Source organism: Paenibacillus sp. 276b (assembly GCF_900107875.1).
Taxonomy (GTDB): Bacteria; Bacillota; Bacilli; order Paenibacillales; family Paenibacillaceae; genus Paenibacillus; species Paenibacillus marchantiae.
Genome location: NZ_FNRR01000011.1, coordinates 136842 through 157833, shown reverse-complemented (window position 1 = coordinate 157833; position 20992 = coordinate 136842). Strand labels below are relative to the sequence as shown.

Annotated in this window: 15 protein-coding genes and 1 rRNA gene; 7 read left to right on the top strand and 9 right to left on the bottom strand. The window is 43.8% G+C overall.

Annotated features, from left to right (window positions below; all coding sequences use genetic code 11):
* A 16S ribosomal RNA gene (locus BLV50_RS30825) occupies positions 1-172 on the bottom strand; the annotation flags it as partial.
* A 1137-nt stretch (positions 173-1309) separates the two neighbouring features.
* On the opposite strand from BLV50_RS30825, the gene BLV50_RS30820 reads away from it, so the two are divergent.
* Positions 1310-3001, top strand: coding sequence for a methyl-accepting chemotaxis protein (locus BLV50_RS30820; protein WP_256338087.1), 1692 nt, complete (start codon positions 1310-1312; stop codon positions 2999-3001).
* A 310-nt stretch (positions 3002-3311) separates the two neighbouring features.
* On the opposite strand, the gene BLV50_RS30815 is transcribed toward BLV50_RS30820, so the two are convergent.
* Positions 3312-4394 (bottom strand): hypothetical protein, encoded by a 1083-nt coding sequence (locus tag BLV50_RS30815; protein WP_090811863.1) that lies wholly within the window; start codon positions 4392-4394, stop codon positions 3312-3314.
* Positions 4395-4580: 186 nt separating this feature from the next.
* A complete protein-coding gene (locus tag BLV50_RS30810; protein WP_064506465.1) occupies positions 4581-4748 on the bottom strand; it encodes a DUF3934 family protein in 168 nt (55 codons plus the stop codon).
* Between the two features lie 311 nt (positions 4749-5059).
* On the opposite strand from BLV50_RS30810, the gene licT reads away from it, so the two are divergent.
* From licT to BLV50_RS30795, 3 genes are all read left to right on the top strand, one after another.
* Complete coding sequence (gene licT / locus BLV50_RS30805; RefSeq protein WP_063568380.1) at positions 5060-5920, top strand: BglG family transcription antiterminator LicT; 861 nt, start codon at positions 5060-5062, stop codon at positions 5918-5920.
* 184 nt (positions 5921-6104) lie between these two features.
* Complete coding sequence (locus tag BLV50_RS30800; protein ID WP_090811861.1) at positions 6105-8006, top strand: beta-glucoside-specific PTS transporter subunit IIABC; 1902 nt, start codon at positions 6105-6107, stop codon at positions 8004-8006.
* A gap of 53 nt (positions 8007-8059) precedes the next feature.
* Positions 8060-9469, top strand: coding sequence for a glycoside hydrolase family 1 protein (locus BLV50_RS30795; RefSeq protein ID WP_072735891.1), 1410 nt, complete (start codon positions 8060-8062; stop codon positions 9467-9469).
* Between the two features lie 97 nt (positions 9470-9566).
* On the opposite strand, the gene BLV50_RS30790 is transcribed toward BLV50_RS30795, so the two are convergent.
* The 5 genes from BLV50_RS30790 to BLV50_RS30770 form a co-directional block, all read right to left on the bottom strand.
* Positions 9567-10787 (bottom strand): MFS transporter, encoded by a 1221-nt coding sequence (locus tag BLV50_RS30790; protein WP_079697247.1) that lies wholly within the window; start codon positions 10785-10787, stop codon positions 9567-9569.
* A 33-nt stretch (positions 10788-10820) separates the two neighbouring features.
* Positions 10821-11420, bottom strand: a complete 600-nt coding sequence (locus BLV50_RS30785; protein ID WP_063567182.1) for a TetR/AcrR family transcriptional regulator — start codon at positions 11418-11420, stop codon at positions 10821-10823.
* Positions 11421-11541: 121 nt separating this feature from the next.
* Positions 11542-12693 (bottom strand): S1C family serine protease, encoded by a 1152-nt coding sequence (locus tag BLV50_RS30780; RefSeq protein ID WP_063567172.1) that lies wholly within the window; start codon positions 12691-12693, stop codon positions 11542-11544.
* Positions 12694-12707: 14 nt separating this feature from the next.
* Positions 12708-13952, bottom strand: coding sequence for an FxLYD domain-containing protein (locus BLV50_RS30775; protein WP_079697246.1), 1245 nt, complete (start codon positions 13950-13952; stop codon positions 12708-12710).
* Between the two features lie 159 nt (positions 13953-14111).
* On the bottom strand, positions 14112-14531 hold the full coding sequence (locus BLV50_RS30770; RefSeq protein ID WP_063567181.1) for a VOC family protein: 420 nt from the start codon (positions 14529-14531) through the stop codon (positions 14112-14114).
* Between the two features lie 274 nt (positions 14532-14805).
* Between BLV50_RS30770 and BLV50_RS30765 the strand changes: the two genes are divergently transcribed.
* On the top strand, positions 14806-15561 hold the full coding sequence (locus tag BLV50_RS30765) for a class I SAM-dependent methyltransferase (RefSeq protein WP_079697245.1): 756 nt from the start codon (positions 14806-14808) through the stop codon (positions 15559-15561).
* Between the two features lie 105 nt (positions 15562-15666).
* On the opposite strand, the gene BLV50_RS30760 is transcribed toward BLV50_RS30765, so the two are convergent.
* On the bottom strand, positions 15667-17763 hold the full coding sequence (locus tag BLV50_RS30760; RefSeq protein WP_090811859.1) for a penicillin-binding protein PBP4(5): 2097 nt from the start codon (positions 17761-17763) through the stop codon (positions 15667-15669).
* Between the two features lie 147 nt (positions 17764-17910).
* On the opposite strand from BLV50_RS30760, the gene BLV50_RS30755 reads away from it, so the two are divergent.
* Both BLV50_RS30755 and BLV50_RS30750 read left to right on the top strand, forming a co-directional pair.
* Positions 17911-18315 carry a CBS domain-containing protein gene (locus BLV50_RS30755; protein ID WP_063567168.1) on the top strand — a complete coding sequence of 135 codons (405 nt, stop codon included), beginning with the start codon at positions 17911-17913 and terminating at the stop codon, positions 18313-18315.
* A gap of 388 nt (positions 18316-18703) precedes the next feature.
* On the top strand, positions 18704-20983 hold the full coding sequence (locus BLV50_RS30750) for a glycosyltransferase (RefSeq protein ID WP_090811857.1): 2280 nt from the start codon (positions 18704-18706) through the stop codon (positions 20981-20983).
* The last annotated feature ends 9 nt before the right edge of the window (positions 20984-20992 follow it).

The following is a 20992-nucleotide window of genomic DNA, read 5'->3' as shown; positions in this document are numbered from 1 at the left end:
TAGCTACCGTTTCCGGTAGTTGTCCCAAACTTGAGGGCAGGTTGCCTACGTGTTACTCACCCGTCCGCCGCTAACTATCCGAGAAGCAAGCTTCTCTTCAAGTCCGCTCGACTTGCATGTATTAGGCATGCCGCCAGCGTTCGTCCTGAGCCAGGATCAAACTCTCCAATAAAGATGAATTTCAGTAGCGTGGTTAAACGCTATGAAAATCATCTCAAGTATTTGAAAAGAGCGATAAGCTCATTTTGAAACTGACGAGATTAAAAATCTCATTGTTTCGCTTTGAAATCATACAGTCCGAAGACTCGTACCGATTTCTCAGCGTCGATCTTGCAAGCAAGATCGTTACTCACTCGTTGTTCAGTTTTCAAAGATCAAACTCGTTTTCGTTGCCGTCGTTGTTTTCTTCAGCAACTCTTATATAATATCACGTCCGAACCAACTTTGCAAGCTCTTTTTTTAAGTTTCTTTCGAAGCTTATTTCATTCGCTTGCCGCACCGTGTTTCTCGTGTTTTCTTGGCCGGATTAATAATATATCATGTTCTAATACTAATTACAACCCATATTATAAATTAATTTTATTTCAATATATTTAGTTGATCTACTTTCCTATTATAAATGTCTCCAGCGGTTGTTAAGTTAACGGAATCTACGGAACCACTCTATGCGTTCTATGGGATAGCCTATACTGGCTGTAATTCCAACGTTAATACTCTAATGAACAGTTTGTCTTGTAGGGCCATGAAAACTTTTCTTCATTAATGTCACTACTTATTAAGTTAGCTTCATCTATATACTGTTGTCTTTCATTACAGTAATAGGATATCGTTCATTGATCTTTTCGTATTCGCCAAGTCTCGTTTAGAGTCATTTTTGCGTATTAATGTATTTCGTATATGCGCATATCTTTATTTCAACATAAATCCCTCACCCCTTTATGTATATACAAGTTAGGCACAATTCACTTTTTAAAATGAAGGGTCCTTATTCCTTTTGGCATTTAATTTCCCCAATCTTCAAAGAAATTGCCGTTATAAATTTGCGCATTTTTTAATAATGAACACAATAATGAAAGAAATGAGGAAAATTCTGAAAACCTTGGTACTAAAGCATCATTTTCATTCAAAAACTAACATTAGTCTAACCCTATTACGATATATCACATGGATACGAAGCACCATACGTAGAGCGAACACGCATCCAGATGGTCATAATTAGAAAAAGGAGTGAACTATGTTGTTAAATAAGATAAGGTGGAGTACTCTTCCCTTCTTTGCTAAAAATCTCGTTATTTCATTCGGCAGTATTATGTTGATTGGGGTTATCCTCATTACTGCGGGATATCAACTGCAAAAGAATATTCTGAGTCAACAATTGTACGAGCAGGCTGAAGTTACAACACAGAAATGGTTTGATGATCTGGATACAGACAAAGTAATTGAAGCAGTAAAAGAGAAAAGTTATTCTGGACCTGTTCAGAAAGAATTAAGAGAATACCTGGATTCCATCCACGAGCTATATCCCAATATTGCACAAGCCTATATCTTCGGCACTGAACTGAAGGAAGGAAATCAGACGTCCATCATCGCGATTCCTACTAATTTGTTGGGGCCTTTTGAAGAAAGCAATATGGCAGCAGGTTCAATGTATCCATTACCACAGAAAAATGTTATAGCTCTTGAAGGTATGAAAAACGACGAGGAACCTGCATTAAGCAGCTTTTATACGGACGAATACGGTACTTGGACTACGATTATGTACCCTATCAAAAATGCCGAAGGAAAAATGTACGCCGCACTTTACTTCGACGTTGATGCAAACGCAGTTCCAAAAGGACTTCATAAGCTGATTACATACAGTAGTATTTTCCTTATCGGTTTCCTGGTCCTGTTTATGGTACTGCAGTTTATTCTATTAAAGAAAACACTTAAGCCAATCCGTGACCTTATGAAGGGTATTGAGACTGCAAGCGCAGGCAATCTGGATGTAACCATCCAAACCGGACGGGATGATCTGGGAATTATCAATGAAAAATTCAATACGATGATTCAGCGATTCAATGACACGATGTTCAAAGTCCAAACGACATCTTATCATCTCTCTGACTCATCCAAGAAATTATTAGATATTTCCGAGAAAAATAACGATAATATCCAGATGATCAGCAGCAATATTCGGGACATCTCTCACGGCCTTCGCTCCCAGGATCAGGCGAGCGTGGAAAGTGCCCGAGCAATGACAGAAATGTCTACCGTTGTGCAGACGATTGCCAGCAGTTCTGCAGATGTAGCGGATGAGGCATTAAGCATGGAACAACGTTCCAATACAGGTCATGAGATTATGCAACAAGTGGTTGAGCAGATGAGACTGATCTCTGGTGCGGTGAAGCACACGTCGGAATCGATACAGTCTCTGGAAAGCCGCTCCAACGAAATTAGCAGCATCGTAAATATGATTACGCAAATTGCAGATCAGACTAATTTGCTCGCCCTGAATGCTTCCATTGAGGCGGCTCGTGTAGGTGAGGAAGGAAAAGGGTTTGCGGTTGTCGCAGGAGAAGTCCGCAAGCTCGCTGAACAGTCCCAGGATTCTGCCAAACAAATCCGTACCTTAATTGACGGCATTCAGCGCGATATCCTTCAATCTGCCGAAGCTATGCAGCTTGGCTCCCAAGAAGTGGTGAAGGGATCTCAGGTCACTATGGAGACGGGGCAATTTTTTGAAGATATTTTGACAGCTACGAACAAAGTCGCTAACCAAATTCAGGATATCTCCAGTTCTACCGAAGAAATATCCGCCAGCACACAGGAAATGTCCGCTACTGCGGATGAGTTGTCTGCGAGCGTCAGCAAAGCAGCACATAGCAGCAAACAGATTGAGCAATCCATTGCCGAACAGGAATCATCCATGGCCTCCATTGTTGCTGCCTCTGATGAACTTTCGGCTGTATCGGGCCAATTGCAAGAACTGATCTCTTTCTTTAAAGTAAGGGCCAACTAGAGCTGAATACCAAGTAAACCATAAGAACGTTAATAACAAAAAAACCGAGATGCTTGAGGGTAATTCCTGCGTCTTGGTTTTTTGTTATTCGTTTAATATGATGCGCTTGCGATGAAATAAAAAAGAGACCATCCCTGTATTCAGGTCAGTTCCCTTCTCTACTCTATCTCGTGCCCATTTAAACGGACTTGTCACTTGAAGTTTCGGAGCCATCTTCTTTCATTCAAGCTGCTATATAATAGACTGTATTACAGATTTAAGAGATCTTATCCAGATATCGGGTGGGCAGATCTCTTATACCTTTATAACTTCACCTTTTATTTTCCTTGTAGGTACTTGTATATCTCTGATACTCTTTCTTTACCCGATCATATCGACCCTCACCCGTATAGAACACGATCTCTACAAAATGATCCTGTGCTTCTAAAATGGTGTGTAGCTGGACAATCTTACGTTTATTTACTACTTGGTACCCTTCCATCTGAATCCCCTTCAAACCATTGATTTCAACAGACGTGCGTTCTGGAACGAGAATGGAGTTCTCTGGATCAGCATACATTTCAGCGACATAACGTCCATACTCCTCTAACGTTAGATCGGAATCAGATTCTTCCTTTGGTTCGAGATATATCGACATGTAATCATTGTTTGCCTGCAGAGAGATATCCAGATCTGAACCCCGTAATTCAAAATCTTGAACTTCCCAATTAGATGGAGTACGGATCTGGAATTGAGAATATTTTCCCTGATGCGATGTAAGATCGGTCGATGAAAGGACAAGGTCTGATGGTTCATCATTCAATATCCGAAATTGTTGAGACATTTTTTCGAAAAATTCCCGGTCTGCTAACGTAAATTCATACATCGATGTATATGTAATGATATAAAAATGGTAGTTACTTTCTAGGTATGCTGTAATGTACCCGAATTGATTCCTCTCATAACTGGTTCTTCCTTCTTTTACGTAAGCCTCCTTTTTATCAATAGTTAGATTGCTGGTTCTGATGATCTCATCTTTCTTTCTCTTTGGGCCTTGTTTGGATTCAATATTTTTCTTGTGGATTGCCATGTAATCGGTCAATGACGTATCCGATAAGTAGTCTGCCCGGTTCACTCGGTCGATTCGGATGGACTTTGTTCGATCCACTGGCGATAACTTCAATAGTGATGGATTAATAAGTTCTGTTGAAACCTTCCAATCCGAAGAGAGGGTTATTTCCACTTCCTTGTTCTTAGAGAATATTGTTACAGGTATTTCATTAACCGTTTTTTTCGAAGAAATAAATTTGGAGACCGCAGGAGTATTGGGAACACCTGACGAAGAGCTGCACGCAGTAAGCGTAACACCAACCATAAACAAATTAATTGTGTGTATCATTCTTTTATTGGACAATGACAAATCTCCTTTGTTCTAGGTAGTATATCGACACCACACAGGGGTAATTTACCATTTATATCGGCAATTTGGATATCACTTATTAGGCTCTGTTAAGCATAATTTTTTTAACGCATCAAGCCAAAAAAAAGAGAGCTGCCCTGTTTCAGGTCAGATCTCTTCTCCAACTTATCTCGTGCCCACTTACTGGGACTTGTCACTTGGCGTTTCGGCATCGGTTTTATTCTTTGTGCCTTTACTTTTATAAGGCTTCGGGGCACTTTTCGCCCGGTTAGCGGCGGCTTGCCAACGGTTCCAGCCTTTTTTGCCAGTACCACGGCCGGTACCGCCTTTTCCTTTTGCTTTGCTCATGTTATCACTCCAATAATCCTGTATATGCTTAAAAATGACCGTCCTCGGTAACTTATTATGCAACCCAGCCCATCTTCTTCACTTCCAGCTTTCTTATTATAACAAAAATTGACGTCTTTACGTTCATTTCCATAAATCATTGTATTGTTATTCTGTTATGAAAGCGGTATAGTGGACATAATTGAAAGAGGAAGCTGTGTCTTCTTCGGGATTGTTACTGGTAAGCAGGCGATACCCAAACAAAAGGCTGTCTAATAAGCCTTTGTTTGGGTTTTTTGTTATTATTACGAGCTATTGAGGTGAACACATACATGATCATCCGACAGATTTTCAACAACAACGTCATTCGCGCCGAGAATCAGGTAGGCCAAGAGTTTGTTGTCATCGGCAACGGTCTGGGCTTCAAGAAGAAGAATGGGCAGCCCGTGGATGAGGATAAAATCGAGAAAACCTTTGTGCTGAAATCGGATAAAATACCGCAAAAATTGATTGACCTGATCGGTGAAACATCGGTTGAATATTTAAAATTAGCTGACGAAATTGTAGGCTACGCCAAAAAGGAAATGGGCGATATTTTTAGTGATAATATCTATATATCGTTAATTGATCATATTCAATTCGCCATTACAAGGTACCGCAAATCCGTCGGACTGAAGAATTCCCTTTTGTGGCAAATCAAGAAGTTTTACAAAAAGGAATTTGGGATTGGCATGAATGCAGTAGATCTGATTCAGGAACAATTCGGCATCCAAATGGATGAGCATGAGGCCAGCTTTATTGCCATGCATTTTGTCAACGCTCGCCAAGATGGTCAGGGTATGAAACAAACGGTTGAAATTACCGAGGTTATTGATGATATTTTCAACATTGTCACCAATCATTACCACATCGCCCTGGATGAAAATTCATTTAATTATTCCCGGTTTATTACCCATCTGCAATACTTTGTGCAGAGAATGCTGAGTAATGAACAGGAGCAATTTGCATCGGGTGATAACTTCCTGTATGAGCAGGTTAAAGACAAATATGCCAAGGCTTTTCAGTGTACACAACTGATTAATCAATACCTTGAAGAGAAGTTTGAAAGCGCCATGTCCATTGATGAAAAAGTGTACTTGACGATCCATATTCACCGTGTCACTTCCCGTAACGAAATGCTGGACGCTGAATAAAAAAAGCTTGCAAACGATTTCGGCGTCATTTATAGTAGGTCTCACAACTTAACGACAAGGATTGTTACTGGTAAAGCAGGCGATACCTAAATGATTGGCAACGGGTCATCTTTCCGATGATCATAGCCATTCGTTTAGGTATTTTTTTGTTTTCAGGCAATCTTAACAACAAAGGAGAATGAACATGGATCATAAAAAAATGGGGGATGACATCGTTCGTCTCGTCGGCGGAGAAGCCAATATCAATGGTCTTGTCCACTGTGCAACCCGGCTGAGATTCGATCTGAAGGATTCGAAAAAGGCTGAACGCGAAACGCTCGAGAAACACGATGGTATCATTACCGTTGTCGAAAGCGGCGGACAGTTCCAGGTCGTCATTGGCAGCAATGTGGCTCATGTATATGCAGAGATCATGAAGAACAGAGATTTTGGAGGGGATTCTTCCTCATCTGCTGAGTCCACAGGAGAAAAAACATCGGTTTTATCCAAAGTTTTTGAAATTATATCCGGAAGTTTCTCACCTTTAATCCCGGCCATGGCAGGATCAGGTATGTTAAAAGCTTTGTTGACTGTCCTGACTATGCTTGGATGGATGTCTGATACAAGTGACACGTACCTGATTCTATCTGCTGCCGGGAACGCAGTCTTTTATTTCTTGCCTATCTTCCTCGGTATCACACTTGGTATGAAACTGAAAGCCAATCCTTATGTAGCCGGTGTAATTGGTGCCGCTCTGATGGAGCCGAACTTTACCGGACTGATGGATAAAGGCTCGGATGTATCGTTCCTCGGCATACCCGTTGTCATGATGAATTATTCAGCCAGCGTGTTCCCGATCTTCATATCGATCAGCATCTACGCTGTACTCGACAAACTACTGAAGAAAATCATTTTGAAAGATCTGCAATTGTTCCTGGTACCGATGATTGCTCTGATGATTATGGTTCCTTTGTCCGCAATGGCCTTCGGACCATTCGGCACCACGGTAGGTGACTGGATCTCCTCCGGCGTAACTTGGCTTATTGGTGTCAGCGGTATTTTGTCAGGAGTTGTACTGGGTGGATTCATGACCTTCATGGTTGTCTTCGGGCTCCACTGGGGTTTCACACCAATCACGATTCAGAATATCGGGGTTGGCGGCGATCCGATTGAAGCCATGGCAGCTGCAGCTGTGTTTGCACAAATCGGTGTAGCATTTGGTATTTTCCTGAAAGCCAAAAAGAACAAAACTCTGAGAACCCTTGCAGGTTCCACCAGCCTTACCGGTTTACTTGCAGGTGTCACTGAACCGATCGTATACGGTCTGATCTTGCGTTATAAACGAGTGATTCCTATCGTTGTCATTGCAGGTGCGATCGGCGGTGCCATTAATGGTCACTTTGGCGTTAAAATGACTGCTTATGTGTTCCACAATATATTTGCCATTCCTGTCTATACACCAACGGTTGTCTACGTGATTGCGATTGCCTGCTCCTTTGCTGTAGCAGCGATATTGACCGTGATGTTCGGATATGAAAGCAAAACTAAAGACACAGCTTCTTCCGAAAAAAATGAATCTGTTTCCAATACATTGACTGAAAGTACACCGGAAGAACTTCCTGTCGTACCTGAGGCAAAAACAACTGAAATCAAAAAAGAACAAATTTATAGTCCTCTTACAGGTAAAGCTGTAGCCTTAAGCACCATTAACGATCCTGCTTTCTCAACAGGTGCCATGGGCAAAGGATTGGCAATTGTTCCTGAGATTGGTGAAGTCGTCTCTCCCGTGGATGGCGTTGTAACTTCCCTCTTCCCAACTGGACATGCCATTGGATTAACGACCAACGCAGGTACCGAGATTTTGATTCATATTGGTATTAACACGGTGGCGCTGAAGGGGAAACATTTTAATCCTGTCGTTCAGGAAGGCGATATCGTAAGACAAGGCGATCTATTGATCCATTTTGAAATCGATAAAATTAAAGAGGCTGGATACGAAACCGTGACTCCTGTCATTGTTACTCTCACGCAGCAGGAAGTGGATGTATTCGAAACGACTCAAGAGCATGTACAGAAAAACGATGTCCTGCTGACTTTGGTTGTCTAACTCTTGTCTAACTCAACTTATATCATATGTATTCAATTTAGGAGGAACTAACAATGAAGCATACTCAACTTAAACCATTTCCTAAAGATTTCTTCTGGGGAGGATCAACCTCCGCCTATCAAATTGAGGGAGCCTGGGATGAAGATGGCAAAGGCCCTTCTGTCATCGACATGGGCAATCATGTGGAAGGCGTAACCGACTTCAAGGTAACCAGTGATCACTATCATATGTACAAAGAAGATGTGGCCCTGATGGCCGAAATGGGCTTCAAAGCCTACCGTTTCTCCATCGCCTGGACTCGCATCTATCCGCAAGGAGCAGGTGAAGTAAATCCAAAGGGACTGGCATTTTATGATTCCTTGATTGATGAGTTGATTAAATACGGTATTGAGCCCATTGTGACCATGTATCACTTTGATCTTCCTTATGCGCTTGAAGAAAAAGGGGGCTGGTCCAACCGTGCAACGATAGATGCCTTTGAACAATATGCCAAAACACTTTATGAAAACTACGGTGACCGGGTCAAATATTGGCTGACCATCAATGAACAAAATATGCTAATCCTTCACCCCGGCTCTCTGGGTACCCTGGATACAACACTTGTTGATCCACAAAAAACTCTGTATCAGCAAAATCACCACATGCTGGTCGCTCAAGCCAAAGCCATGGTTCTGTGTCATGAGATGCTGCCTGAAGCCAAAATCGGCCCAGCTCCCAATATCGGTGTTATCTATCCCGCGAGCTCCAAACCGGAAGATACGCTCGCTGCTGATAACTATGCTGCCATTCGCAACTGGCTCTATCTCGATATGGCGGTATATGGACGCTACAATCATATTGCCTGGAGTTATCTCGAAGAAAAAGGATATACCCCTGTCATTGAAGATGGAGACATGGACATCCTGGCTCAAGGAAACCCTGATTTTATCGCTTTTAACTACTATACATCACAGACCGTTGGTGAAAGCCTGAATGATGGCAATGACTTCTCCCATACAGGAGACCAGCATGAAATCGTCGGGGAGCCAGGAGCTTACAGAGGATCTGTAAATCCAAATCTGCAAAAGACTGAATTTGGTTGGGAAATTGATCCCGTTGGTTTCCGCTCAACGCTGCGCCAGATCTACTCCCGTTATCATCTGCCATTGATCGTTACCGAGAATGGTCTGGGTGCATTTGATAAACTAGAGGAAGGCGACGTGATCAACGACCCTTACCGCATCGAGTTTTTCAATAAACATATCGAACAGATTCAACTGGCTATTACAGACGGTGTAGATGTATTCGGCTTCTGCCCTTGGTCTGCGATTGATCTGGTCAGCACACATCAGGGATCAAGCAAACGTTATGGATTCATCTACGTGGATCGGGAAGAATTCGATATCAAGGAATTAAGACGTATCCGCAAACAGAGCTTCCACTGGTATCAAAAACTGATTGAAACCAATGGAGAAGTGCGTTAATACTGTAAAATAAAAAGCCAGTCGTTTACACATCGTTCATGTGTAGCCGACTGGCTTTTTGTTTTGGTTCACTCACTCATTCATATTCAAATCAGGATTACATTTCTGCTTTGGCGTTGCCTGTGGAGTTAACTCCTCTTAATACCCGCAGAGATAACAGGAAACAGATTGCCAGAACAACAGCTGCTGAAACGTAAGGATAGTTGATATTCACATCAAACAGTGCTCCCGCTACAATTGGACCTGCGATATTCCCCAAACTTGTGTAGGCTGAGTTCAATCCGGCCACAAAGCCTTGCTGTTCTTCCGCCAGTTTGGACATCTGCGTACTGATTGCCGGACGCAATATATCCATACCAAGGAAGACGATAAACGTTACGACAAGAATCATCCAGTAGGTGTTCACAAACAAGGTCAACAGTACAAATACGGCTACAAAAAGCAAGCAGACCGAAATGACTTTTTTCTCACCAAACCGGTTTAACAGCCAGCCAATCATGGAGACCTGCACCACAGCTCCCGCAATGGAACCAAACGTAATAATGAATGCAATATCCTTGGTGGTGAAGCCAAATTTGTGATCCACAAACAGTGAAAATACCGTCTCATAGTTAGCCAGACCAAACGCCATGACAAATACGATAATCAAACTGAAAAAGTAAGGCTCCCGGTACGAATGCAGCAACTGGGAAACCATGCCCGGGCTTTTGACCTTCGATGCACCCGCAACAGGTTTGGTTTGCTCTCCGGTAATTCTGGTCGATTCCGGCAAAATAATCAATGTAATGATGGATGCCAGCAAACCTGCAATACCTGCGGCATAGAAAGGAATCCGAATGCCAAAGTCCGCGATATATCCGCCGATCCCCGGACCAATAATAAATCCTGTAGTAATTGCCGCATTGATTAATCCCATGCCTCTACCGCGTTCTTCATCTGTCGTAATATCTGCGGTATACGCCATAACTGCCGGGAAGATCATTGCTGCACCGATTCCGCCAAGCATCCGGGCCGCGAAGAGCAGCGATGGTGCATTCACAGCACCAAACATAAACTCCGATACAGCAAAGATTAACATGCCGCCAACAATAATTTTTTTACGTCCCAAGATGTCAGACCAACGGCCCGCAACTGGAGAAAACAGAAACTGCGTGAAGGAGAATGCTGCTACCAGCAAACCAACCGTGAACCCGGTGATATGCAGTAGATCCATGTACGCAGGCATAATAGGTACAACAAGACCTATACCTGTAAAAACGAGAAAAATATTAAACATTAACAGCAGCAATGCGCCCCTGTTCCGTGTAAGTAATGCCATGATTCCATCCTCCGTAGTTGTCAAAATGTTGCCTTAAGCTTTATCTTTTGCTATTCCATATAAGAATACGCTAGCCGCTTGGCGGTATAAGGCAAGAGCCTGTTCTGGCTCCATTCCGCGCGACAGCTGACTAAGTCCAATAATGGTGCTTTCCAGAATGAGCGCAAGATTGTCTGCGTTGTCTGCCTTGAACTCTCCGCTCTCTATCCCCTGTTCCACCAATTGTTTGTTAAATTGAATATGCCGCTCAAACATCAAAGATATTCGTTCTTCAATATCATTTTCTTTCTTTTCCCCGGTAAAAAACTCATCTGCCGCCTTGGTTAGCGGGTGATTCATATCGTCGAGGATTAATTGTTCTGCCAAGCCGTAGATCTTCTCCGTAGAAGTATGATACAGATGCTCCTTGGCCGCCCAATTCTCTTCCCATTCCCGATCCCACTCATCAATCAGATACAGAAAGAGGCCTTCCTTACTTTTAAAATGGTAATAGATATTGCCTTTGCTGCTGCCTGTCGCAGCCACAATATCTTCAATGGAAGTTGCTTTATACCCTTTTTGCACAAAAAGAGCTCTTGAGGCATCCGCAAGTTTCTTCTTGGTCTGCTCGGTTTGAATTTGCTTTTTATTCATACTCATCCATTTCACTCCGCCTCTTGCATACTGAACGTTCGTTCTGTATTTTAACAGAACCATCACACTTAAGCAATCAAAAAGGAGAATCGGCTTGGTGCCCATTCTCCCTACATAACTTTTATTTCACTTTTTTTCCTTGACCATGAAGTATTTTCAGTTGTCCATTTTCATAACCGACTTGATACGTAACTTTATATTTCGTGGTGACCAATTCACTGTCTTTTCGTTCATCCGCTGTAATAACCGCAGTGACCTCTATTTCATCATTTGACTTGTCTGAGGACGAAACTTCGGCAATGGTAACATAACTGGTGTTGATGTAACCTTCACGGAACTTGGCATAACTTATACCGCTCTGCCACTCACTGCCAAGCAAGGCATATGCGGTAACATAGTCATTCAGATTCAGGTTCATATAAAATTCGGTCACCAGACCCTCCGCTTCCAAAGAAGCTGAGTCTGCTCCCGATCCCTGACTGCCACTCGTCTGAACCGCCGTTTTAGACGATGATGGTTTCTCAGACCAGGCCTGGACCTGCTTCAATACACTGGTGATCGGAATGCTGAACCCAATTCCACCTTCCTGCTCCACAACGGCTGAATTAATGCCCAATACTTCACCGGTTTCTGCACTGATCAGTGGGCCACCGCTGTTGCCGTGTGTAATAGGCGCCGAGATTTGATACAGATTACTATAGATATACGGGGCAATTTCGAAGCTGCGGCCAACTCCGCTGATAATGCCTGTAGTTACGGTGTTCTCCAGACCCAGCGGACTACCCAGAGCGAGAATCTCATCACCCGTCTCCGCTTTGGATTTGGCGATAGGTAACGGTTTAACTTTTTTCAGATCAGGCACCCTGACGACAGCAACATCCGTCTCTTCTCCAATCCCGATAACGGTTCCCTTATACTCCTCATGATTCAGGGTTCGAATCGTTACTTCTTTCGACCCCTCCACCACGTGAGCATTAGTTACCACATCCCCCTGATCATTGTAGAGAAAACCGGAACCCAGTCCGCTGCTGCTCTCAATTGTAACCACTTTCTTCTGACTCTCTTCAATAATCTGTTTACGTGTTTTCTTCACGGCTGTCTGGGAGGACGGTTTAGACGCTGTGGTTGCCGTTTCCTTCGTAGTGACAACAGCCAGTCTTGGTCCATCCTGCAGTTGATCTGCTGAATACTGATGAATCCAGAACACCCCTCCTGCTCCCGCTCCAATAATAATTGCACTGGATATAATCGTACTCCATGTTCGTTTGGCCATTCCAACCTGTCCTCCTATTCCAGATACCACGTTGCGTTCACTACAGAAACTTCAGCTTCCTCGTACACACCGTAATAATACGTTTCAAAAAATCCCTGATCCCCTACATCAAGCCAGCTTGGATACACATCCGCATAGGTTTGACCGAGATATGCCCCGTCTGAGCTGTAGATGTCCAGCATAACCGTCACGGAAGAGATAGGACGAGTGGCATTATTCACGATTGAGCCGCTTATATACAGATCGCCATACATATCAAGCGTCGCTTCTACGTCTACAATACTCACCGCTGCTGTGCGGTTTTTCAGGTCTTCTTCTGCCGCTTGTTGCTCAGCAAGTTGAATTCGTTCGGCTTCTGCTTTTTCAAAAGCCTTCTTCTCACTCAGCACCCGTTCGCGATATGCTGTCAATTTGTCATCCTCGGGCGCGTAGGACAGTCCCAAATCAACGGTTTGCAATGCAGCCGTAAAATCCTTTTTCTTCACTTGCTGTTCAGCTTGCTTATAGCTAAGGCCAGCCAGCTTGTCGATGATTTGTTTCTGAACCGCCTCTGCTTCCTTGCCTTTCAATTTCGATACCGTGTCCAATTTCTCAGCAAGTGCCTGTACGGTTGTCAAACTATCGATTTCTTTCTTTACCTTCAGGACAGCCAGTGTCACCTTGTTGTTGTTTAGAGTCGTACGTACCTTGGCAAATACCGGTTCTTCTCGCTCTTTCAACACTTTTGCTACAGCCTGAAGTGTCTTGTCACCTGCAGCAAGTTTTCCCGTTTTCAAACTTGTCGCAGCTTCGTTCAGCTGATTCATTAGATTGAAGGCTTTGGCTGTAATTTGGCGATCCTGCACAAGTCCATCAACATTTGGCCGTTTTGCAAGAGCCGAGTCCAGAAGTTGAAGCGCCTCTTGATATTTTCCGTCCAAGCCCGCCTGCTCCGCCTGTTGATGCAGTGTTTTTACCTCCGCATTGATGCCCATCTCCTGCTTGTAATAATAAGTCAACAAGGCCCCCATCACCGCTGCCAGAAGCAGTGGAATAATCCAGCTAAATGCTCGGCCTTGTGCCGTGTTGCTCTGCTTCAGTGCAGACTGATGCTGTCTGGATAACTGATCTAATGCTTTGCCCGTTCCACTTTCCAGACCAACTGCTGTTTCTGCCCAAATCTGTTCATCTGTAGAGCTTGAATCTTTTAATTTCGTTCTACACTTTCTACATGTGCTGTCCCCTGGATTGCTTTTGGTCCCACATACGTGACAATACACCCTGATCCCTCCATCAAAAAGAACGTATGTATACTATGCTATTTATACATGAATCGACACTTATCATATAGTAAAAAGGTAAATTACACCATATGTTATTGGGATATATGAACGCAAAAAGTGCCTCCCTGTTAATAGGAAGGCACTGACAAATGTATTCTATTCTTGCGTAGGAAAGCTACTTAGATCCATATAGGAAACTTCCCATAGATGATCATCCGGGTCCTGAAAACTCCACCCATACATAAACCCATGATCTTGAGGATCATTATACGGCTTGCCGCCAGCATCCAGGGCAGCTTGTACAATCAGATCGACTTGTTCACGACTCTCCACCGACAAGGCTACGATGACTTCCGCCGTGTCCGCCGCGTTGGATATTTTTTTGGAAATAAAAGATTGAAAACGATCCTCCACCAGCAGCATCGCATAGATGTTGTCTCCAATGATCATGCAAGTCGCAGACTCGTCTGTAAAATTCACATTGAACTCAAACCCTACTTTGGTAAAAAAATCAACGGACCTCTTCAAATCCTTAACGGGCAAATTAACAAAAATCTGCTTAGCGCGAACAGCCACCATCGATCACCTCAATCTAATAGAATGGATTTCACTTCAAATTAACATCTCGCGTATACGCTGTCAATTCATTATAATAACGATATTCCAAACTGTGAGGTGACACGGATGTTATTCCGAATCGTTCGAAGTAATTAGTCGTCGGGCTGGGTCAAAACGCGTACCAGCTAACATGGGGTACGTCTGCCCTTTTGAGCCTGTTCGGCATCTAATCGTAACGATTTGGTACAACATCTGTCTAGAATCAAGAACTCACATTGGAGGAATCATATAAATGAAGAAAAAGATGGACTATACTACTTTTTACGAACGTATTGGGCAATTGAATGGCTGGGACTTCAGCTCCCTGAAAGTGACTTCAGAAGGCATCGAATGGAATTTCTACGAGGAAGTTATACGCTGCACCGAACCGTCTGATCTATTGCTTGATATTGGTACAGGTGGTGGAGAAGCTGTTCTTTCTATCTCGAATGCCGCACTGTTATTGGTTGGAATCGACCTTTCCCGGGGAATGATTGAGACTGCCCAGCGTAATCTTAAGGCATCTGGTTCCAGGTCGAATGTCCGTTTTGTGCATATGAATGCAGAGCAACTGACATTTCCAGATCAATTCTTTAATGTGGTTTCCTCCAGACACTGCGACTTCTGCGCTACAGAAGTATTCAGGGTATTGGCTGATGGCGGTGTATTCCTTACCCAACAAGTCAGTGAACATGATAAATGTAATATCTGCAAGGCTTTTGACCGTGGACAATCGCTGGGCGTTCAGCCTGGCACATTAATGGAACGATACAAACGTGAACTTCGCGAAGCGGGTTTTCGTGACATTGAGGCACACGAATATAATGCAACAGAATATTACGCCACGCCTGATGATCTGCTTTTCCTACTGACCCATGCACCGATCATTTCCGGTTTTGGAGAGAAGGAATCCGACTTAGAGCATTTCCAACAGTTTGTTGAGCAAAATCGCTGCGATAAAGGGATTCGAACGAACTCGGCACGTTTTATGCTGACAGCTCGGAAATAAATCTTATAACATAAAGGCAAAATAAAGCCCATCCACCATTTTAGTAACATGAATGGTGGATGGGCTCTTCAAATACTAAAGATACATCGTAAATCGCAAATCAATTTACTGCGTTACTCCCTTTTTCTCCAGGAAAGGCTTTAATTTATCCAAAACATAATGACTGCCGCCTCTTCCGTTCACTTGTTCAATGACTGCGGCTATAAGGAAGGATGGTGATTCGGTATCAAACACCACAACAAAACCGTTCTCCTGTCCTTTTTCCCCCTTCTTGGCCTTAAGCTCGGCAGTCCCTGTCTTAGCCGCCAGTCCTTCAGGGAGTGAGTTCAAGGAATGAGCCGTTCCTCCCGATCGGGTCACGACCTCGCCCAAGGCATCCTTAACCGTATTTGCGACTTCAGGTGTAATCACAACTTCCGGTTCGGCGGTTTCCTTTTCCTCTATCAGTACAGGCTTCACCATTTTTCCTTCATTAATAAAAGGGGTGAAGGAGGATGCCAGATGGATTGGCGACATCAACATTTCTCCCTGTCCATAGGATGTGTCAGCGAGCAGCACCTCGGATGACAAATCGAGATGTGCCTCGTTTGCATACTGACTTGGTTTCAAATACAGTTCATCCAGTCCAAAGTTGTCTCCAAAACCGAACTTCTGAATGCCATCTATGAACTTGGCGCTGCCCATCTCAACAGCTTCCTTCGCAAAATAAATATTGTCTGAGTAGACCAGCGCATCAACCATGTTCACCGGGGATACACTTTTCACACGTTTCACATAGTAACCGCCCCAGCTCTCATCCTTGCGCCATTGCAGACCAGAGATATCATGCGATTTGTCCACTGTGGTAACCTTCTCCATCAAACCTGCCGCTGCCGTAATGGCTTTGAAGGTTGAACCTGGTGCATAACGGTTCGTAAACCGATTGATAAAAGGAAGCTTTTCATCTGCTGAATAGGCATCCCACTCTGCCTGTGTCAGTCCCGTAACCATCTTGTTCGGATTATAGGCAGGCGCACTTGCCAGTGCCAGCAGATTACCATCCGTTGGGTTCATCAGCACCATTGCTCCGGCGTCACCACCACTCGATAATGTCTTATACAACTTGCGCTGTTGCTCAGAGCTGATCGTCAGTTGAATATTCTCTCCATCCACTGCATCCTTGCGAATAAGCTCAGAGCGAGTGTTTCCAGATTCATCAGTGATCTCGATCAGGCCACCTCGTTCGCCGCGAAGCTGTTTCTCTAAGGATTGCTCCAGTCCGGCTTTGCCAATCCAATCTTCCGCACGATAGTATCCTTCCGTATCTTTCTCCAAATCTTCCTTGGTGGCCTTGCGCACATAACCGATTAAATGAGCAGCAGCCTCACCAAGAGGATAATATCGTATTTCCTTGGATTGAACTTGCACACCAGCCAGTGCTGTAGGCACCCGGGAGTCCTCTGTTGAAGCAATCGGGACAAAATATTCCGGCTTCACCCATTTCTGTGCAAGCGCGGTGTTAATCATAGCTTCTGTTACTTTGTAATGCTCCGCGATCCGGGCGATCATCGGCTCCGGATTTTCTCCCAGCTTCTCAGGTACGATTCCCCATTCATATATATTTCCCTTTGTTGCGAGGGGCAGCCCTTCACGATCAACAATGTCTCCTCGTTCCGGGAAAAGGGTTTTCACCCGAACTTTGCTTCCCTTGACCATGTCAGTCAGAATCATGGATGGCTTCCAGTTGATCCGCCAGACTTTGCCACCCTCCTCAAGGTCTTCACGCACCAGTTTCAGTGTATGCGTCTCGTCCACTTCCCCGAGGAAGGTCGTTAACTGCAGACTGTAGTCCACTTCGTAGGCATCCGGATTTTGATTTTGATTTTGGTTTTTATTTTCATTACCCATGCCGTCCGTTGTCTCTTCGTTTACTTTCGGTTTCAATTCTGCTTTAATCGCAGAAACCTCCATACCCGAATAGATTGCATTGTATTTTTCCACAAATTGTTCACGGTTCATGCCGGACTCTGTCAATGAAGCAGGCGTCATCAGGGTATACAGTTGATCAAATTCTTTCTTTTGCAGATGCTCTATGTACTGATTAACGGTTACCTCAGGCTTTACTTCCTCTGTTTTGCTATTCTGCATGTATAAGTACATTCCGATTCCACCGGCAAATAAGATGGGAAGCAGTCCATAAATAATTTTACGTTTCGATTTCATGATCACATCACCTCTAATATACACTATAGATTTCCAGCCTCAATTAAACAATGGAACAAATCTGACGAATTTATCATTAAAAATAGCCGAAAGCTCACATAATATGTTTAAATAAGGAGAGTGAGATTACAGTAAAGGAGCCCGATGATGGAAATCAGCTATTTTTTACTCCCCAAAGCCGACGTGGCCTATATCAAGTCTTCCGCTTCGATGAAAGATGCGATCGAGCAGCTTGAATTGCAGCATTATACCGCCATTCCCGTGATTGACCAGGATGGAAAATATGTTGCCACCCTGTCCGAAGGCGATTTGTTATGGAAAATGCGGAGCACTCCCGGACTGACATTTGAGACGATGGATCAGGTCCAAGTGCATGAGATCGACAACCGTGTATATAATGAATGTGTCTTTATTAAGGCAGAAATGGAGGATATGCTGACGCTGGCAGCAGATCAAAACTTTGTGCCTGTGGTGGATGTGGACCGTGTGTTCCTCGGTATTATCCGTCGCAAGGATATTATTGAGTATTATACGCGCAACATCTCCGACTAAATTTGAAATGAATATATGCCTTTTGCTGATCATAATGGCAGAAGACTGCAACAGAAATGACGAGTCCTTGGGGCAATATCACTAAGTTACTTAACTTAATGACATTGCACATTGAGCTCGTCATTTTTGTGTTTTCAGATAACATCCAAGCCCCACTTTCATCTTTGCGAAAAAAATAAATAAACATATTGCGCAAATTTCGACAAATAACTACAATAATTATTGTGATACGACAAAATTAACCATCAAAAATTGAACCAATGGCTCTATATTTAACGAGGTCCTATCTCTTTTTTCAGAATTTGTTCAGAATCGTTTAGTACAATGATCACATTCTTTTTATTCCGATAGGCGGCACTACTCAGAAAAATTAGGAAGAGGTATTCACTTGAACTACTTAAGTACACGCAACAAGATACTTGTCACAGCTACTGTGATTATGTCTTGTATTTACATCATTTGGCGTACATTTTTCACCATTCCTTTTGGACATGGCCCTCTCGCCGTAACCGCAGGTCTTGCCCTCCTCATTGTCGAACTTATAGGTATGTTCGAACTGGCCGTCCATTTTTACAATATGACCCGGCTCGAATATCCCGAACTTCCCGTTGTTGACGAAGCCTTATATCCGGATGTGGATGTATTTATCGCAACTTATAATGAACCCACTTCGCTTCTCTTCAAAACAATTAACGGCTGTCTGAACATGGATTATCCTGATCGCTCCAAAGTACATATCCATCTGTGTGATGACTCCAATCGTCCTGAGATGCGGGAACTGGCTGCTCATCTGGGCATTAACTACCTTACGCGAACAGAGCATGTACATGCCAAGGCGGGTAACCTGAACAATGCCATGAAGCATACGTCTTCCCCGCTAATCGTCACCTTTGATGCAGACATGATTCCAAAACATGATTTTCTGACGGCGTGTGTTCCCTATTTTCTGACCGGAGAAAAAATTGGGTTCGTGCAGACTCCACAGAGTTTCTATAATCCCGACCAGTTCCAGTACAATCTGTACTCCGAGAACCGGATACCGAATGAACAGGACTATTTCTATCGGGACGTACAAGTGGGACGCAACAAATCCAATTCAGTCATCTATGGCGGAACAAATACTGTACTCTCCAGACAGGCACTGGAAGACGTCGGCGGATTCTATACCGGTTCCATTACAGAGGATTTTGCCACTGGTATTGAAATGCAGAGCAAAGGGTATCGCTGCTTCGCTACCAATAAAGTACTGGCCTCCGGACTTGCTCCCGGTGATCTGAAAAGTCTGATCAAACAGCGTCAGCGCTGGGCGCGCGGTTGTATCCAGACAGGTAAAAAAATGAACCTTCTCTTCAAAAAAGGACTTAGTTTTGCGCAAAAACTGAACTACATTTCTTCCATTACCTACTGGTACTCCGGGTTAAAACGACTGCTGTACATCATGTCACCCATACTGTTTGCCGTGTTCGGCGTTCTGGTTGTGAAATGTACCATTCTGGAGATTCTCGTGTTCTGGTTGCCGATGTATCTGTTGACCAACACCTGCCTGCGAATGTTATCCGGCAATATTCGAACCACCAAATGGACCAATGTATATGAGACCATTCTGTTCCCTTCCCTTCTGCCCGCCGTCATTCTGGAAACTCTGGGCATCACGATGAACAAATTCGTCGTTACCCGCAAAGACGGTGCGCAAAATGATGATCGGAACTATCAGATTAAACAGATGATTCCTCATCTGATTCTGGCGGTACTATCCATTATCGGAATCGTGAATTGCATCCACTGGACATTTAGCCAGGGAACAATTGGTTTCCTCGTTGTACTGTATTGGTTATTGATTAATTTCTACAACATCATGATGTCGATCTTCTTTCTGGCTGGACGCAAAGTGTTCCGCAATCACGAGCGCTCAATGGCTGCTGTGGATTGCACGCTCACAACGGAAGGGGAGATCATCTCCTGCATCACTCACGATCTCTCGGAAGGCGGCATTTCCGTCATGCTGGATACACCGAAGTACATTCCAAGTGATATGGAGATTGGCATTAAACTGGTAAATGACCGGTATTCAAGCGAGTTTACAGGCAAGGTGGCACATGTCGCTTCGATCGGAAACCGTTGGAAATATGCTTTTACCGTTAAGGATATCACGGAACAAGAGCAGCGCCAGCTGCTGCACATCATCTATGATCGCGAACCTACGCTGCCTCAGAAGCTGGACAAGGATATTAGTACATTTGAAGACATTCGCCTGAATTTTGTACGTCGGGGTCAGAGTGAATTCATGTCCAACCGAAAGCTGGCACGAATTGCGCTAAATCGCGAATTGCTAACGGCAGATCATGGAACCGTGACATTGATGGATTTCAACTATGAATTCGTCTTGGTGGAGATGGAGCCTCATGATTTGGTCAATGAGATCCAACTTCCGCTTAGCGAAGACATCTCACTGGAATGCGTGTGGATGCAGTCCCTGCGTAACAAACGAGGCAATTTGTACCGCGTGACCAATATTCGAGATATTGCTCGCAACCATCAGATCCCAACCTTGGAAGCTCTGCTGAAACAGTGGAATAAGGAACATATCCAGTTGGATAAAACAGGCCCTGCATCTCAGGGCAAGAACAACATCTCTCCAGACGAACTGAACGAGATGGCTTATCTATAGAGGGGAGGC

What these genes read in the sequence shown, in the direction of transcription:
- BLV50_RS30820 (WP_256338087.1), top strand. Translation starts at nt 1,310, where the DNA reads ATGTTGATTGGGGTTATCCTCATTACTGCGGGATATCAACTGCAAAAG.
- BLV50_RS30810 (WP_064506465.1), bottom strand. Translation starts at nt 4,748, where the DNA reads ATGAGCAAAGCAAAAGGAAAAGGCGGTACCGGCCGTGGTACTGGCAAA.
- licT (WP_063568380.1), top strand. Translation starts at nt 5,060, where the DNA reads ATGATCATCCGACAGATTTTCAACAACAACGTCATTCGCGCCGAGAAT.
- BLV50_RS30800 (WP_090811861.1), top strand. Translation starts at nt 6,105, where the DNA reads ATGGATCATAAAAAAATGGGGGATGACATCGTTCGTCTCGTCGGCGGA.
- BLV50_RS30795 (WP_072735891.1), top strand. Translation starts at nt 8,060, where the DNA reads ATGAAGCATACTCAACTTAAACCATTTCCTAAAGATTTCTTCTGGGGA.
- BLV50_RS30790 (WP_079697247.1), bottom strand. Translation starts at nt 10,787, where the DNA reads ATGGCATTACTTACACGGAACAGGGGCGCATTGCTGCTGTTAATGTTT.
- BLV50_RS30785 (WP_063567182.1), bottom strand. Translation starts at nt 11,420, where the DNA reads ATGAATAAAAAGCAAATTCAAACCGAGCAGACCAAGAAGAAACTTGCG.
- BLV50_RS30780 (WP_063567172.1), bottom strand. Translation starts at nt 12,693, where the DNA reads ATGGCCAAACGAACATGGAGTACGATTATATCCAGTGCAATTATTATT.
- BLV50_RS30765 (WP_079697245.1), top strand. Translation starts at nt 14,806, where the DNA reads ATGAAGAAAAAGATGGACTATACTACTTTTTACGAACGTATTGGGCAA.
- BLV50_RS30760 (WP_090811859.1), bottom strand. Translation starts at nt 17,763, where the DNA reads ATGAAATCGAAACGTAAAATTATTTATGGACTGCTTCCCATCTTATTT.
- BLV50_RS30755 (WP_063567168.1), top strand. Translation starts at nt 17,911, where the DNA reads ATGGAAATCAGCTATTTTTTACTCCCCAAAGCCGACGTGGCCTATATC.